The organism is Streptomyces sp. NPDC048643, from assembly GCF_040650615.1.
In the GTDB taxonomy this organism is placed as follows: domain Bacteria; phylum Actinomycetota; class Actinomycetes; order Streptomycetales; family Streptomycetaceae; genus Streptomyces.
The window spans coordinates 144,830-158,922 of sequence record NZ_JBEZHO010000014.1 but is presented as its reverse complement, the minus strand read 5'-3'; the positions used below and the strand labels follow the sequence as shown (position 1 = coordinate 158,922).

Below are 14,093 nucleotides of genomic sequence, written 5' to 3'. Positions count from 1 at the left end.
GCCGGAACGGCTGAAAAAGCGCGGTTTTCGGGGGACACTCCTGACATCCAGCAGTGAACCCCGAAATGAGGTGGGCGGGGTGCGCACACCGGTCAGTGACCCCCTGAGGATCGGCCCGTACCGCATCGTGGGGCGGCTCGGCTCCGGCGGCATGGGATGGGTGTATCTCGGCCGCTCGCCCGCGGGGCGCGAGGTCGCCGTCAAGGTGGTGCGGCCCGAGTTCGCCGCGGAGGCCGAGTTCCGGGAGCGGTTCGCCCGCGAGGTCGCGGCGGCCCGCGTGGTCAGCGGTGCCTACACCGCCGCCGTCGTCGACGCCGACACCGAGGCCGAACTGCCCTGGCTCGCCACGCTGTACGTGCCCGGGCCCTCGCTCGCGGAGGCCGTCCGCGCCGACGGCCCCCTGCCCGAACCGCAGGTGCGACGCCTCGGCGCGGGGCTGGTCGAGGCCCTCCAGGCGATCCACGCCGCCCACGTCGTGCACCGCGACCTGAAACCGGCCAACGTGCTCCTCGCCTCCGACGGCCCGCGCGTCATCGACTTCGGGATCTCCCGGGTGGACGGCGCCCCCGGACTCACCCAGGTCGGCGTCGTCGTCGGCACCCCGCCCTTCATGTCGCCGGAACAGATCAAGGGGGCCCCGGTCGGCCCGCCGAGCGACGTCTTCTCCCTCGGCGGGGTCCTCGTGTACGCGCTCACGGGCCGGCCCCCGCACGGCAGTGGTGAGGCGGTGCGCTACCGGGTCGCGCTCGCCGAACCCGAACTGGACGGCGTCCCACCGGCGTTGCGGGACCCGATCGCGCGCTGCCTGGCCAAGCGGCCCGAGGACCGGCCCCGGCTGGACGACCTGCTCGCCGGCCTGTTGGAGCCCGAACCCCGGCCCGCCGCCTGGCCGCCGCCCGCGGTGGCCCAGAGCATCAAGGTGCGCACCAGGGACCTCGCGCGACGCCGACAGGAGAGCGGCACGGCGTCCGTGCCGTCCTGCCTGCTCCTGCACGCCCAGGCGCTGCTGGACGCCGGACTGACCGACGCGATGGTCGCCGGGGCGGTGGGCCGTGGCGGCGTCTGACTCCCTTCCCGGCAGCGGTCACGAGGTCCTGGAGATCGGCACGCACTGGCGCCGGTTGGTGCGGACCTGGGTGGCCGGGCGGAATCTCCACACCGTGACCGATCCCGATTCCGTGTCCATGCGCTTCGACCTGTCGGAGACGGGCCGGACGGTGACCGTGCGCTTCATGACGACCAAGAGACTTCTGGTCGCTTTCGCGACCGACGGACATTATCTGCGCCAGGACCAACTCGCCGTCGCCGCAGCGGCGTCGAATGCCTGGAACACCGAACAACTGAATCCCATGCTGTCCGTGTGGGACGTCCGCGGGCCCCGTCCCTGCCTCGCGGGCGTGTGCGACCTTCCGCTGACCTGCCGGATGACGCAGACGGATTTCGATGCTTTGGCCAATGACTGGGTGGAACGGGCGAGGCAGATGTTCACCCGGTGCCACCAGGTGTTCGCGTTGTAGAAGTGAATTCCGCGGGCTTTCCCAAACCCTTTCGGCCGACGGCCGGTTACCGCCACTATGAGCACGTGCCTTTCATGGCCACGGGGGTGTGCCTTTGGGCCACGGGGGGTTTCCCATGCGGCGTTCTTTCTCTGTCGTCGTGCTGTCCGCACTGCTGGCCGTCCTCGCTCCGGCGGTGTCGGCGGCCGGTGCGACGTGCGGCGCCGATCTCGGCCAACGCCTGCGGTGCTGGTCCCGATGGATCGACGAGGGGACGGTCCACGTCACCCTCGACCGGGCCGTGCCCTTCGACGGCAGCGCGGACGACCGCAGGGATGTCGAACGCACCCTGTGGGACGGCAGGGAGAACCTCGTCGTCGAGGTCCCGACGGGCGGCCACACCGGACCGGGCGGAACGGCGCTCCTCCTGCTGGCCGACCGGAAGACCCGGCTCGTCGCGAAGGACGCCACGATCGACCGGCTCACCCCAGGCGCCGTGGCCGAACTGGCCGACCTGCGCGCCTGCCACCCCGAGAACGCCAAGGACCCGTGCGCCCTGCTCGGCAAGGGCTCTCTGAGCGGCGCCGCGTTCATCGCCCAGGACCAGGCCGCCGACCTGACCCGCCACACGTACGCCGTCGCGGACTCCGCCGACCCGCCGGCCGCCACCCCGTCCCGCACCACCGGGACGGCCAAGGGCGAGCAGGGTGCGCAGAAAGGCAGGAACGGCGGCGACTCCGGTTCCGCGGGCGGTTCCGGCTCCGACACCGGCTGGGACACCACCACCGGGATCCTCGCCGTCCTGTGCGCCGTGCTCGTCGTCCTCCTCGGCGCCCTGCTCCTCCTGGTCCGGCGTTCCTCCCACGCGGTCGGCACCCTGTCCAGGCGCGCGCTCGCCGCCCCCGGCGTCGGAGCCGTACAGGCCGCCGCCGCGTCGCCCCCGCCCCGGGCCGCCGACGAGCGCACCACCCGCATCCGGACCCCGGACGAGCGCACCACCCGCACCCGGGCACCGGACGAGAGCACCACCCGCCTGCGGGTCGCCGCGCCCGCCCACCGCTACCGGCGGGTCGGCAACGTACCGGGCCCCGCCCGCTCCGCCGTCGTCCGCACCGAACTGCACCCGCAGGGCTACGTCGAGCTCGACCACGTGCTGCACCGGGCGGTGTGGGCGGAACCCGGCCGCCCACCCCCGGCCCCCGGCGCGCTCGTCGACGTCACCGACGCGCGGGACCAGGACTCCGACGTCCTGTACGCGTTCCCGCCGACCACCGGACGGCACGCCCGGCCCTGAGACCAGGAGAGACCTCCATGCACAGCGAATACCCGCCCACCCTGCCGGCGGAGTACGCCGACATCGAGTTCGAGAACAACGCGCAGCGGCTGCCGCTCGTCCTCTGCCTCGACACGTCCAGCTCCATGGCGGGCCGGCCCATCGAGACGCTCAACAACGCGCTCATGGAGTGGACCCGCGAACTGCACGACGACGTCAGTCTCAGCTACAGCGTCGAGGTCGCCGTCGTCACCTTCGGCGGCCAGGGCGTCGCCGCCTGGCGCGGACCCCAGCTCCTCGCCCCGGGCGTCCCGGTGAGCCCCTTCGTCGCCGCCCACATGTTCCGTCCGCCGCAGCTCGTCGCCGCCGGCGTCACCCTGATGACCGAGGCGCTCGACCTGTCCATGCACATCGTCGCCGCCCGCAAGGCCGAGCTGCGCGCCTCCGGACTCCAGTACTACCGGCCGCAGATCTGCCTCGTCACGGACGGACTGCCGACCGACGCCACGGGTCATCTCTCCGACACCTGGCACCGGTTGATCCCGGTCCTCGCCGAGGAACAGCGCGCCCGCCGCTTCCGGCTGTACGCGATCGGCGTCGGCGGGATCACCGACCGAGGCGAGCAGGTGCTCCAGGCGTTCGCGCCGAAGTTCAACGCCCGCCTCCAGGGGTTCCCGTTCCGCGAACTGCTCCAGATGATGTCCGCGAGTGCGGGCGCCGAACAGAAGGGCGCGGGCGACGAGGTCTTCGAGAAGATCTTCAGCCAGTTCAAGACCCAGCGCCCGGCCTGGGAGTCGTGACGATGACCGGACGGGACACATGACCGGAGCCGACGAGCACGAGCACGAGACGCCGTGGCGGATCCACGGCATGAGCGTCGAGGGCTACCGCCACCGCCGCCAGGGACTGCCCTGCCAGGACGCCTGCGCGTACGCGGTGACCGCGTCCGTCGCCGTCCTCGCGGTCGCGGACGGCGCGGGCAGCAGGCCGCGCTCCGAGGAGGGCTCGCGGCTCGCGGTCGAGCTGGCCGCCGAACACTTCGCGCGCCGGGCCGGAGCAGCCGCCGACCGGGGTCCCGGCGAGGCCGTGCACGCCCTCCTGGAGGACGCCTTCCACGACGTCAGCAAGGTGTTCCTGGACCGGACGGGCGCCGACGCGGCGGACTTCGCGACCACGCTCACCGTGGTCGTCCTCGCCCGGGGCTGGCTCGGCCATCTGAGCGTGGGCGACGGATTCGTCGTCCTGCGGGCCGGTACGGAGGACGGGGAGCGGCAGTTCCACCTGCTGCCCCAGCCGCCGCCGGCCGGCGAGTACAGCAACGAGACCGTCTTCCTCACCTCGCCCGACGCCGCCCGCTGGGTGCACACCGACTGCGTGTCCGACGACGGCATCGACGGCGTGCTGCTGTCCACCGACGGTCTCGCACAGGCCGCGCTCAACCGCTCCGCGAGCGGCGCGCCGTCCCCGAACCCCTCGTTCGCCGAGGCCGTCTTCCGCTCCCTCGACGTGCCCGGACCCGTCACCGACAGCGCCCACGAGGGCCTCGCCACCCTGCTCCGCTCCGACCGGCTCACCGCTCTGAACGCCGACGACAAGACCCTGCTGCGGGCCGTCCTCAAGGCGCGGCCGTGAGCGGCCTCACCGTGTACCTCGACGGTGAGCCCGTCCTCCTCGCCGAACTGCCCCTCAAGGGCGGCGGCCAGGCGGCCGTCTACCCCGTCGTCGGCGACGACACCACCGTCGTCAAGCTCTACCGCGAACCCCCGGGACCCGAGCAGGAACGGCGCCTGACGCGGATGCTCACCATGTCCCCGCTCGCCGCGCGCCCCACCGACGCCTCACAGCCCCCCGAACTGGCCTGGCCGACCGCCCTCGCCCGCGGCCCGCAGGGCGAGTTCCTCGGCTACGCCATGCACCGCTTCGGCGAACCCGGGCACGTCCAGCTCATCGGCCTGTTCACCCGCGCCCAGCGTCTCAAGCTGTTCACCGACCGGGCGGACTGGCGCTTCCTGCTCGGCGTCGCCTGGAACCTCGCCTTCATGACCGCCCGCATGCACTACGACAACCTCGTCATCGGCGACTTCTCCAGCAGCAACGTCGTCGTCGACGCCAACGGCTTCGTCACCTTCCTCGACTGCGACTCCATCGCCTTCAACGACCCGGTGACCGGGGAGCTCTTCCCCTGTCTCATGCACACCGCCGACTACTCGTCACCGGAACGGCAGGCCGGCGGCCCGGCGACCCGCGCCACCGACGACTTCGCCCTCGCGGTCCTCGTCTACCAGTTGCTGACCGCCGGCAACCACCCCTTCGGCGGGGTCCCGCACGAGAGCGCCTCCGAGTCGACCGTCAAGGACAACATCGCCGCCAGCTGCTCCTACGTCGTGCGGCCCGAGCGGGTCGTCATCCCGCGCGGCACCATCGACCCCTCCGTGCTGCCGCCCGACCTCCTCACCCTGGCCCTCGCCGCCTTCGGCCGCGGGGTCCACGAGCCCGCCGCGCGGCCCCCGGCGGAGGCCTGGCTGCGCGCGCTGGACAAGGAGCGCGCCCTCGTACGCCGCTGCCCGGACCGCCCGCTGCACGCGTACGGCTCGCATCTGACCTCGTGTCCCTGGTGCGCGCGGGCGGCCGTCACCCGGCACGACGTGTTCAACCTCCCCGCGCCGGTCCCGGCCCCGGCCCCGGCCCCGGTGCCGGACCCGCCGCCCCAGCCGCCCACGCCCGCCGCACCGTGGGCCAAGGCCCTCAAGGTGGCGCTGCTGATCGCGGTGGTCCTGATCCTCGTGGTGATCGCGGCGAACGCCTGACGCGCCGACAGGCGTGAGCGCCTGCGGCGATCACCCGGGGCGGTCGCGCGGAACGCCGTCACTGCGAGCGGCCGCGCTCCTCCAGATAGCGGGTGTGGGACTCCTGGCGCCGGGCCTCCGTCTCGCGCAGCGCCGCCACGAGCCGGTCGGCCTCCTCCTGCAACGCCGTGAGCTGGCGCTCCAGGTGGCGCTCCGGCGGCTCGGTGCCGGGGGCCAGCCGGGTCCACCACCGGGTGCGGACGAAGGTGTCGACCGCCTCGGGGACGTCCTGCCGCACGGCGCGCGACAGGACGTGCACGCCCTCCGGGTCCTGCGCGAGGACCTCGGCGGCCCAGCCGGGGTCGAGCAGCGCGGTGAGCACCTCGGTCAGCTCCATGAGCCGGCCGGCCGCAGCGGGCGGCAGCTCCACCCCGTCGAGATACTCCCGCAACGTGGCGAAGTCGGCCCGCAGCTCCTCCAGTTGGGCGGAGGGGTCGGGGAAGTCGGGGAGGGGCGGGCGCTCCGGCGGGGCGATCAGCGCGCCCGCGCCGTACAGGCCCGCGACGACCACCGGCCAGTACGGACCGGCGATCCCGGCGAAGGTCAGCGCGAGCCCGGCGATGCCGCACGCGCTGCCCGTGAGGTTCTTGCGGGACTCCAGGAAGCCGACGAGCCTATTGGTAGCCACGGATCTCCTCGAAGGCGCCGTCGAGCGAGCCCTTTTGAGCGTCGAAGAGGCGGCCGCCGGTCAGGTCGGCGATGTGCTGGAGCTCGCCGCGGTCGGAGTCGCCGAAGAGGATCGGGAAGACGGGGATCTCCCGCTGTCCGTCCGGCAGCCGGTCGTAGAAGGCGTTGAAGTCGGACGGGCTCGCGCCCCGGGTGTTCTCACCGTCCGTCATCAGGACGACCGAGGTGAACGTGTCGTCGTCGGCGCCGAGATGCTCGTACGCCTTCTCCAGTGACGTGTAGATCGCGGTGTCGCCGTCGGCGCTCAGCGAGCGGGTGTCGGCGCGGATGGCGTCGAGTCCGGCTCTCGGGTCCTCGGGCCGCACGACGTGTGTGCGGACGCTCTTGACGTCCGATCCGAACGGCATCAGCGTCACCTCCTCGCGGTCGCGGAAGTCGCCGGTCAGATCGCCGAGCGCCTTCTTGAGCCGGTCGAGCCGGTCTCCGCCCATGGATCCCGAGGTGTCCAGGACGTATACGGTCCTGGACGGCCGGCGGAGCTTGTTCTCGTAGGCGTCGAGGAGTCTGTCGGCGACGGACCGGCTGCCGGGGAAGGGGAGTTCGCGCCTTCGTCCGGTGTCGAGTCCCGTCGCCGGGGCGACGGAGGCGACGACCGGGCGGCGGTGGGTCGTCTCGGTGATCCGCCGCTGGCTGTCCGGCGCGCGCAGCGCCTCGGCGAGACGCCGGACCGTCTCGCGGGTGTCCTTGGAGGACGCGGCGAGGGAGGAGATCGGGTAGTCGGCGGTCACCACACCGTCCCGCGGGCGGATGACGGTCAGGCCCTTGACGCCCTTGAGGACGGACTCGTAGTTGAGCAGCGCGTCCACCGTGCCGCGGCGCTCGTAGGCGGTGGCCAGCCAGCCGGACGAACCCGACGTCAGTTTCTGCCCCTTGAAGAACGCGCGCAGTCGGGGCGTCGCCTTGTCCACGTCGGCGTCGGTGAGGGCCGACTGGGCCCCGGACAGTCCGGAGGCCACCGAGATCAGCGTGGAGAAACCGGAGTTGGAGCGCGCCGGATCGGTCATGCCGTACGTGAGTCGCCCTTCCGCCACGGCCTTCTCCACCTGGGACCAGGTCACGTCGTCGGGCTTCCAGCCGAGCGCGGCGACGGTGGCCGGCTTGACCCCGATCGCCACCGGGCTCGACATGACCGGCGTCTCCGAGACGACCTTCTTCGCGGCCTCCGGGCGCAGGTGCAGATAGTCGTCGGAGGAGAGCCACAGGGCGTCGTACGCCTCGTCCGCCGTGCCGCGTGCGAGCAGGTCCACGGCGGCGAGCGTGCCCATGTAGGTGGGCTCGACCGTGATGCCGGTGTCCTGCCTGATCCGGTCGAGGACCGGCTTCATGTCGCCGAGTTCGCTGGAGGCGAGGATCCGGAGGGTGCCGTGCTCGGGGGTGCTGTGGTCCCCGGACCGCCCTTCTCCCTGGGCCGTGCACGCGGTGACGGCGAGCAGCGCCACGGCCGTGCGGGCCGCCTGTCGGAGGCGTCTCATCCGAGCCCGCCCTCCAGTAGCCCGCCCTCCAGTGCGCCCTGGGTGCGGCTGCGCTCCAAGTAGCCGCCGGCGTGCCGGAGTTCCGTGGTGAGGGACTCCACCGTGGCGGCCATCGTCTCGGTCGCCCGGACCTTGTACGTGTCGATGGCGTCGAGGGTGCGGTAGATCTGCTGGAAGGCCTCGCGCAGGGTCTCGGCGCCGACGGCCGGGTCGGCGGCGATGCGCTGGATCTCGCCGCTCTGGGTGGCGAGCATCTCGGCGTTCCCGCGGATGAGGTCCTCGGTGGTGCCGCGCAGGGCGTTGACCTGGTCGACGACCTTGCGCTGGTTGTCCAGCGCGGAGGCGAGCATCACGGAGATGCGCAGGGCGGAGACGGTGGTGGTGGCCGCGCGGTCGACGCCCTTGATCAGTTCCTCGTTGTTGCGCCGGACCACGTCCATCGCGAGATAGCCCTGCGCGCAGACGGCGAGCTGGGTGAGCAGGTCCTGCTGCTTCTGCCGGACGGGGAAGAGGACGTCGGAGCGCAGGGTGTCGGCCTGTGCCGGGTCGGTGGTGTCGACGCCCGCGATGTGGTCCTCGACGGCGCTGTCCAGGGCCTGGGTCAGCACGACGTACTCCTGGAGCTTGCCCATCGTCTCCCAGAGCCGGACGCGTTCGGTCTGAAGTGCCGCGTTGTCCCTGCGCAGTTCGTCCTGGCCGCCGCGCAGGGAGCCCACGATCTTGTTCAACGTGCCTTGTGCGGAGGCGTACTTGGCGACGTGGTCGCGCAGCCGGTTGCCGCCCGGGAGCTTGGAGAGGAACCTGCGGCCCTTGCTCGCGGACAGGTCGCGGGGGTCCAGGTCCTCGACCACGCGGCGGAGCTCGACGAGCGAGCCCGCCACGTGCGACTGGGCGTCCTCGCCCTGGGAGGGCAGGCTGCGGATGGTCCGCTCCAGCATGCGGTTGGACTGGGCGGCGGCGCCGCGCATCTCGTTCGATCCCAGTCCCGCGATCTCGCCGACCTTGCCGGCGAACTCGGGCGAGCGGGCGTCGAGGACGGCCAGTCCGTCGATGTACTCCGCGGCCCGCCGGGCCATCTCGTCCTGCACGGCGGCGTCGACGGGCACGAGCCCACCGGCCCTCTCCCGCGGCACGGGCGCCACGGCCTCGGGCGGAGTGAGCGTGAACGTGTCTTCGGTGGTCATGTGCGCTTCCCCCTACTTCCCGGCCCGGCGTGCCATCTCGTGCAGCACCTTGGAGGCGGGCACGGGTGCCTGCCGGACGCCGGTCAGCTTCTGGTTGAGATAGGTGGCGTGGGCGGCGGTCGCCGCGGTGAACTCTCCGGTCGCGCCCTGCGGCCGGAAGCCGTGCCGTACGGCGAGCCGGCGCAACGTCGGGTCCGTGCTGAGGAGTTCACCGAGCGCCCGGCCCTCGGGCGTGAGCGGTACGACCGTGTGGTCGCTGTTGGCGGTGGTGTCCGGGTAGAGCACCGTCAGGTCGCCCGCGTCCTGGCCCTCGGCGAGCAGGGCCGCGACCTGGGACTCGTAGACCAGGACGAGGGGGTTGCCGACGCCGCTGACGAAGTCCCGGAACTCGGCGTCGGTGCTGGACTGCTGGGCGCCCTGGACGCTGATGAGCCGGTGCATCAGGGGCGCGGTCCGGCCGACCGCGGCGTCGTCGGCGACGACGTTCCCGCCGTTGGCGACATAGGACGCGGCGGCGAGGTAGAGGGCGCCGGAGTTGGAGGTCTCGGGGTCGGTGCTGGCGACGAAGAGCGTGCCGGTCAGCTCACCGTGTGCCGAGGTGCCCTTGAGCTGCTGCCAGGTCCGCTCTTGCCGGGCGGCGTCCAGGTAGGCCGCCATCCTCAGCGTGCCGGTGTTCCTGTCGAGGGTGGCCAGTCCGTTGGCGGCGAGGACCTGGGCCGCGCTGTGGTGGGCCACCACGACGAGGGGCGAGTAGAAGGGCCGGGGGAGCGGCTGGCGGACGTGGTACTTGTCCGCGAGCTCGTCGGCCGGCGCCTGGCTGGAGGGGAAGGCGAAGTCGTACCCCTTGAGGTCGAGGCCTTCCATGGCCCAGGATCCGGAGGTCTCCGTCTTCACGATGTAGCCCCTGGCAGCGAGGGCCTTCACCACGTCGGGATCGGCGAAGAACTCCGCCTTCTCCGAACCGATCACACCGTGCACGGTCTTCGTTGCCGTGCCCTTGTCCTGACCATCGCGGCCCGCGACGACGGCTGCTGCCACTCCGCCGATCAACAGGACCGCCAGGACGATCCCTGCGATACGTCTCACGCCTGGAGCGTGCACCTCGGAATCCAACGTTCCCCGTCTCGGAGGGTGAACGCGGGGTGACGACCGGGTCCCGGTACGCAACCGGAGGGGGAGCCGCCGGTCCGGCGGCGCGGGAGGTGCCCGGGGCGGTGCGTGCGGGGCGTGTACCCGGAGCGGGCGACGGGGGTGGCCCTACTGAGGCACCCGGTCCGCGCGTCGTGGTCGAAGCGCGCGGACCGAGGCCGATCGAGGGGCCCCGGGCCCGGTGGTGCGGGGCCGGGGTGCGGGGCCGGTGGTGCCGGGCTCAGCGGGTGGCGAGCTCGCGGGCGCCGGTGGCCGCGGCGTGCGCGTCCATGCGCTCCGCGGACAGGATCGCCGCGGACGTGTCGGCGCGGGAGGCCGCCACGACGAGGGCGCGGCCGGCGAGGTCGTGGGCGCGCCGGTGAAGCGTCACGAGCCGGGCCTCACCCACGGCGGCGGCCGGGGCGCGGACCGGCGTGGAGCCACCGCGCAGGCGGGTCACCTGACCGGCGAGTCGCTCGGCGGCGGTGTCGAGGTCCGCGGACGGTGCCACCGTGCGGATCTCGTCCGTCACGGCGAGCAGCGCCGCGAGGTGACCGGCGAGCTGGATGTCCAGCTCCTCCTCGCGGGACCGGTGGGGGAAGTCCGAGGAGGGGGTGCCGGCCACCGTGTGGACCGACTTCGTGCGGATCGGTTCGTACATGGGAGGGCCTCCTGTGCCTGACAGGAAACCATCCTAGCTTGGATCTGGTCTAAAGTTGAGTCGGTTCGCGGAACTGGACGGGTCACGCACGGAGGGTGAACGCCGTGCCCGGCCCGGCGTCCTCCGTCACGGCTGGCTGTAGCCGTCCAGGAAGTTGCCGATCCGCGTGACGGCGTCCGTCAGGTCCCCGACCGACGGGAGCGTGACCACCCGGAAGTGGTCCGGCTCGGGCCAGTTGAAGCCCGTCCCCTGCACCACCATGATCTTCTCGCGTTGCAGCAGGTCGAGGACCATCTGCCGGTCGTCCTTGACCTTGAAGACCTTGGGGTCGAGGCGCGGGAAGAGATACAGCGCCCCCTTCGGCTTCACGCAGGTCACGCCCGGGATCTGGGTCAGCAGCTCGTGCGCCACGTCCCGCTGTTCCTTCAGTCGTCCGCCCGGCAGCACCAGTTCGTTGATCGTCTGGCGCCCGCTGAGCGCCGCGACCACGCCGTGCTGGCCCGGCATGTTCGCGCACAGCCGCATGTTCGCGAGGATCGTCAGTCCCTCGATGTAGGAGTCCGCGTGCCCGCGCGGCCCCGAGATCGACATCCAGCCGACGCGGTAGCCCGCCACCCGGTACGCCTTCGACATGCCGTTGAAGGTGAGGGTGAGCAGGTCCGGGGCGATCTTGGCGGTCGCGGTGTGCGTGACGCCGTCGTAGAGGATCTTGTCGTAGATCTCGTCCGAGCAGACCAGCAGGTTGTGGCGGCGGGCGATGTCGGTGAGCCCGCGCAGCATCGCGTCGTCGTACACGGCGCCGGTCGGGTTGTTCGGGTTGATGATGACGATCGCCTTGGTGCGGTCGGTGACCTTCCGCTCCACGTCCGCGAGGTCGGGCATCCAGTCGGACTGCTCGTCGCAGCGGTAGTGCACGGCCGTGCCGCCGGACAGCGAGACGGCGGCCGTCCACAGCGGGTAGTCCGGCGCCGGTACGAGGACCTCGTCGCCGTCGTCCAGCAGGCCCTGCATCGCCATCACGATCAGCTCGGAGACGCCGTTGCCGATGAAGACGTGCTCGACGTCCGTCTCGATGCCGAGGGTCTGGTTGTGCATGACCACCGCGCGCCGGGCGGCGAGCAGGCCCTTGGCGTCGCCGTAGCCGTGCGCCGAGGAGACGTTGCGGAGGATGTCCTCCAGGATCTCCGGCGGGCACTCGAACCCGAAGGCCGCCGGGTTGCCCGTGTTGAGCTTGAGGATGCGGTGACCGGCCGCTTCCAGCCGCATCGCCTCCTCAAGAACCGGGCCCCGGATCTCGTAGCAGACGTTGGCGAGCTTCGTGGACTGGATCACCTGCATGTCCGTGAGCTTACGGCCGCGTAACGAGGACCGGGGGGTGTTTTTCACCACGTGAGACGTGACGGTTCGGGCCTCTTTGTCCGCGCTGCGCTCCGTAACCCCTGGTGGTCGCCGTGCCGCACCGCCGGGCCCCGGGTCCGGGGGGCCGCGAAGCCCGGCCGGCGACGTTCCTCCCTCAGGGCGACGGGAGACCCCCGGCCGGCCGTCCCTCCCAGTAGGTTGACCCTGCCGCACGGGGGAGGCAGGGCATGGAGTTCTCGCTGTTGAACGACGAGCCGGTGACCGGGCCGGGGGACGATCTGCTGGGCGCCGGGCGGGCCGCCCGCGAACTCGCCCGGCTGCTCCACGACTCGCGCGCCGCGACCCCGTTCACCCTCGCGGTGGACGCCGGATGGGGCATGGGCAAGAGCAGCCTCATGCGGCTGGTGGACGCCGAGCTGGGGGCCAGACAGGGCGTCCACACCGTTTGGTACAACGCCTGGACCTCCACCGGTGCCGACGCCCTGGAAGGGCTGATCAAGTCCGTCCTCGTGCGCTTCGACCGCCGGGTGCTGCGGCGCGCCCTGCAGCGCGTCTCCGAGCGGCGGGCACTCGTCGGCGTGTTCCGGGCGGCGCTCACCGTCCTGTCCGGACCGCTCGGGGCCGCCGCCCTCGTCGACCGCCTCTGGCAGGACCTGTCCGTCGACGCCCGGTCCCGCAACGCCATGCGCGACGCGTTGCGCGAGCTGACGGCGGAGTGGACCGCGTCCGCGCCCCACGACACCCGGCGCCTGCTCGTCGTCTTCATCGACGACCTCGACCGCTGCTCCGAGGAGACCGTGCTCGCGGTGTGCGAGGCGGTGAAGGTGTACCTCGACGTGCCGGGGCTCGCCTTCGTCGTCGGGTGCGACCGTTCCGCGCTCGGACCGGGCGGACTCCTGCGCGACCTGTCGCCGGCCGGGTCGGCCTTCATGGAGAAGATCTTCCAGACCAGCTACCGGGTGCCGGTCCCGGCGGTGTCCGAGGTCCGCGCGTACGTGGACGCGTGCGCACGGCGCTCCGGCATCCAGGACCTGCTGAACGACCACCTCGCCGAGCTGATCGCCCGGCGCTCGGCCCGCAACCCGCGCCGGATCAAGCGGCTCATCAACGGCTTCGGCCTGGAGTCCGCGCTCAACCCCGTCTGGCAGGCCTTCAGCGCCGAGGCCGTCATCCGCGTCCTGCTCCTCCAGCAGCTGTACCCCGACTTCTACCGGGTGCTGCTCGCCCGCGACGGGGCCGACGTGCACGCCGCCCGCGAGTTCCTCCGCTACCGGGCGACCCGCCGGGTGCTCGGTCAGCCGTTCGCCCGGCCCGTCGAAGGGGACTGGGCGGTCGCGGTGAGCTGTCTGCGCGCGTACGACCTGGTCGCGCCGGAGCGGGACGCGGCCGAGGACTGGAGCGAACTGCTCGCCCGCCTGGAGGAGCAGCTGCCTACCGGGTTCCCGGAGCTGGCGCTCGACGCGAACTTCGGCCGGCTCATCGAGGACCTGATGGCGCTGGCCGAGGTGGACGACCTCGTGGGGCGGTTGCAGCAGGGCGTTCCGCAGCTCGCGTCGGCCCGTCCGGACGGCGACCCGGAGCCCGCGCGCACCGGGACCGCGCGGCGGCCGTACGCCGGGATGGAGATCCTCTGGGTCGACGACCACCCCGAGCGCAACACCCGGTTCGTCGACGTGCTGGAGGAGCGGGGCGCGCGTGTGCGCGTGGCCACCGACCGGGACGGCGCCGAGCGGGCCCTCGTGGCCGACCGGATCGACCTGCTCGTCTCCGACGTGCAGCGCGGGTCGGACCGCGCGGCTGGGCTCACCGATCTGGCCGGGTGGCGGGAGAGCGGGCTCTACCGGGGGCCCGCCGTCTTCTTCACCAACCGGGTCACGCCGAACCGCGAGACCCGGGCGCGGGCGCTCGACGCGCGGGTCGCCACCAGTGAGGCGCTGCTCCTCCGTTCCGTCCAGGAGGCGTACGAACAGGCCGTTCTGTAAAGGGT

The 14,093-nt window shown here is 72.3% G+C and carries 13 protein-coding genes; 7 read left to right on the top strand and 6 right to left on the bottom strand.

The window, feature by feature from the left end:
• Positions 1–79 precede the first annotated feature (79 nt).
• From AB0C62_RS16975 to AB0C62_RS16950, 6 genes are all read left to right on the top strand, one after another.
• Complete coding sequence (locus AB0C62_RS16975) at positions 80–1,066, top strand: serine/threonine-protein kinase (RefSeq protein WP_362973811.1); 987 nt, start codon at positions 80–82, stop codon at positions 1,064–1,066.
• Between the two features lie 94 nt (positions 1,067–1,160).
• Positions 1,161–1,517, top strand: coding sequence for a hypothetical protein (locus AB0C62_RS16970; protein ID WP_362973809.1), 357 nt, complete (start codon positions 1,161–1,163; stop codon positions 1,515–1,517).
• A gap of 115 nt (positions 1,518–1,632) precedes the next feature.
• The gene (locus AB0C62_RS16965; protein WP_362973807.1) at positions 1,633–2,790 is read left to right on the top strand and encodes a hypothetical protein; all 1,158 of its coding nucleotides are present in this window, start codon (positions 1,633–1,635) and stop codon (positions 2,788–2,790) included.
• A 17-nt stretch (positions 2,791–2,807) separates the two neighbouring features.
• Positions 2,808–3,569: a hypothetical protein gene (locus AB0C62_RS16960; RefSeq protein WP_362973805.1), complete on the top strand. Its 762-nt coding sequence runs from the start codon at positions 2,808–2,810 to the stop codon at positions 3,567–3,569.
• A gap of 19 nt (positions 3,570–3,588) precedes the next feature.
• Complete coding sequence (locus AB0C62_RS16955; protein ID WP_362973803.1) at positions 3,589–4,401, top strand: PP2C family serine/threonine-protein phosphatase; 813 nt, start codon at positions 3,589–3,591, stop codon at positions 4,399–4,401.
• On the top strand, positions 4,398–5,576 hold the full coding sequence (locus AB0C62_RS16950) for a hypothetical protein (RefSeq protein ID WP_362973801.1): 1,179 nt from the start codon (positions 4,398–4,400) through the stop codon (positions 5,574–5,576). The genes AB0C62_RS16955 and AB0C62_RS16950 overlap by 4 nt, the downstream gene beginning before the upstream one ends.
• Before the next feature lie 58 nt (positions 5,577–5,634).
• Here the strand turns inward: AB0C62_RS16950 and AB0C62_RS16945 are convergent, their stop codons facing one another.
• From AB0C62_RS16945 to AB0C62_RS16920, 6 genes are all read right to left on the bottom strand, one after another.
• On the bottom strand, positions 5,635–6,243 hold the full coding sequence (locus AB0C62_RS16945; RefSeq protein ID WP_362973799.1) for a hypothetical protein: 609 nt from the start codon (positions 6,241–6,243) through the stop codon (positions 5,635–5,637).
• A complete protein-coding gene (locus AB0C62_RS16940) occupies positions 6,230–7,774 on the bottom strand; it encodes a substrate-binding and VWA domain-containing protein (RefSeq protein WP_362973797.1) in 1,545 nt (514 codons plus the stop codon). The genes AB0C62_RS16945 and AB0C62_RS16940 overlap by 14 nt, the downstream gene beginning before the upstream one ends.
• On the bottom strand, positions 7,771–8,958 hold the full coding sequence (locus AB0C62_RS16935) for a toxic anion resistance protein (RefSeq protein ID WP_362973795.1): 1,188 nt from the start codon (positions 8,956–8,958) through the stop codon (positions 7,771–7,773). The genes AB0C62_RS16940 and AB0C62_RS16935 overlap by 4 nt, the downstream gene beginning before the upstream one ends.
• A 12-nt stretch (positions 8,959–8,970) precedes the next feature.
• Positions 8,971–10,044, bottom strand: coding sequence for a hypothetical protein (locus tag AB0C62_RS16930; RefSeq protein WP_362973793.1), 1,074 nt, complete (start codon positions 10,042–10,044; stop codon positions 8,971–8,973).
• Positions 10,045–10,327: 283 nt separating this feature from the next.
• Complete coding sequence (locus tag AB0C62_RS16925) at positions 10,328–10,747, bottom strand: hypothetical protein (RefSeq protein ID WP_081219116.1); 420 nt, start codon at positions 10,745–10,747, stop codon at positions 10,328–10,330.
• Between the two features lie 126 nt (positions 10,748–10,873).
• Positions 10,874–12,085 carry a pyridoxal phosphate-dependent aminotransferase gene (locus tag AB0C62_RS16920; RefSeq protein ID WP_362973791.1) on the bottom strand — a complete coding sequence of 404 codons (1,212 nt, stop codon included), beginning with the start codon at positions 12,083–12,085 and terminating at the stop codon, positions 10,874–10,876.
• 248 nt (positions 12,086–12,333) lie between these two features.
• Between AB0C62_RS16920 and AB0C62_RS16915 the strand changes: the two genes are divergently transcribed.
• Entirely contained in the window at positions 12,334–14,088 is a 1,755-nt protein-coding gene (locus AB0C62_RS16915; RefSeq protein WP_362973789.1) for a P-loop NTPase fold protein, read from the top strand.
• Positions 14,089–14,093: the final 5 nt, after the last annotated feature.

Coding starts and splice junctions, on each gene's coding strand:
- AB0C62_RS16915 (WP_362973789.1), top strand. CDS start 12,334: ATGGAGTTCTCGCTGTTGAACGACGAGCCGGTGACCGGGCCGGGGGAC.
- AB0C62_RS16940 (WP_362973797.1), bottom strand. CDS start 7,774: ATGAGACGCCTCCGACAGGCGGCCCGCACGGCCGTGGCGCTGCTCGCC.
- AB0C62_RS16925 (WP_081219116.1), bottom strand. CDS start 10,747: ATGTACGAACCGATCCGCACGAAGTCGGTCCACACGGTGGCCGGCACC.
- AB0C62_RS16935 (WP_362973795.1), bottom strand. CDS start 8,958: ATGACCACCGAAGACACGTTCACGCTCACTCCGCCCGAGGCCGTGGCG.
- AB0C62_RS16920 (WP_362973791.1), bottom strand. CDS start 12,085: ATGCAGGTGATCCAGTCCACGAAGCTCGCCAACGTCTGCTACGAGATC.
- AB0C62_RS16955 (WP_362973803.1), top strand. CDS start 3,589: ATGACCGGAGCCGACGAGCACGAGCACGAGACGCCGTGGCGGATCCAC.
- AB0C62_RS16965 (WP_362973807.1), top strand. CDS start 1,633: ATGCGGCGTTCTTTCTCTGTCGTCGTGCTGTCCGCACTGCTGGCCGTC.
- AB0C62_RS16960 (WP_362973805.1), top strand. CDS start 2,808: ATGCACAGCGAATACCCGCCCACCCTGCCGGCGGAGTACGCCGACATC.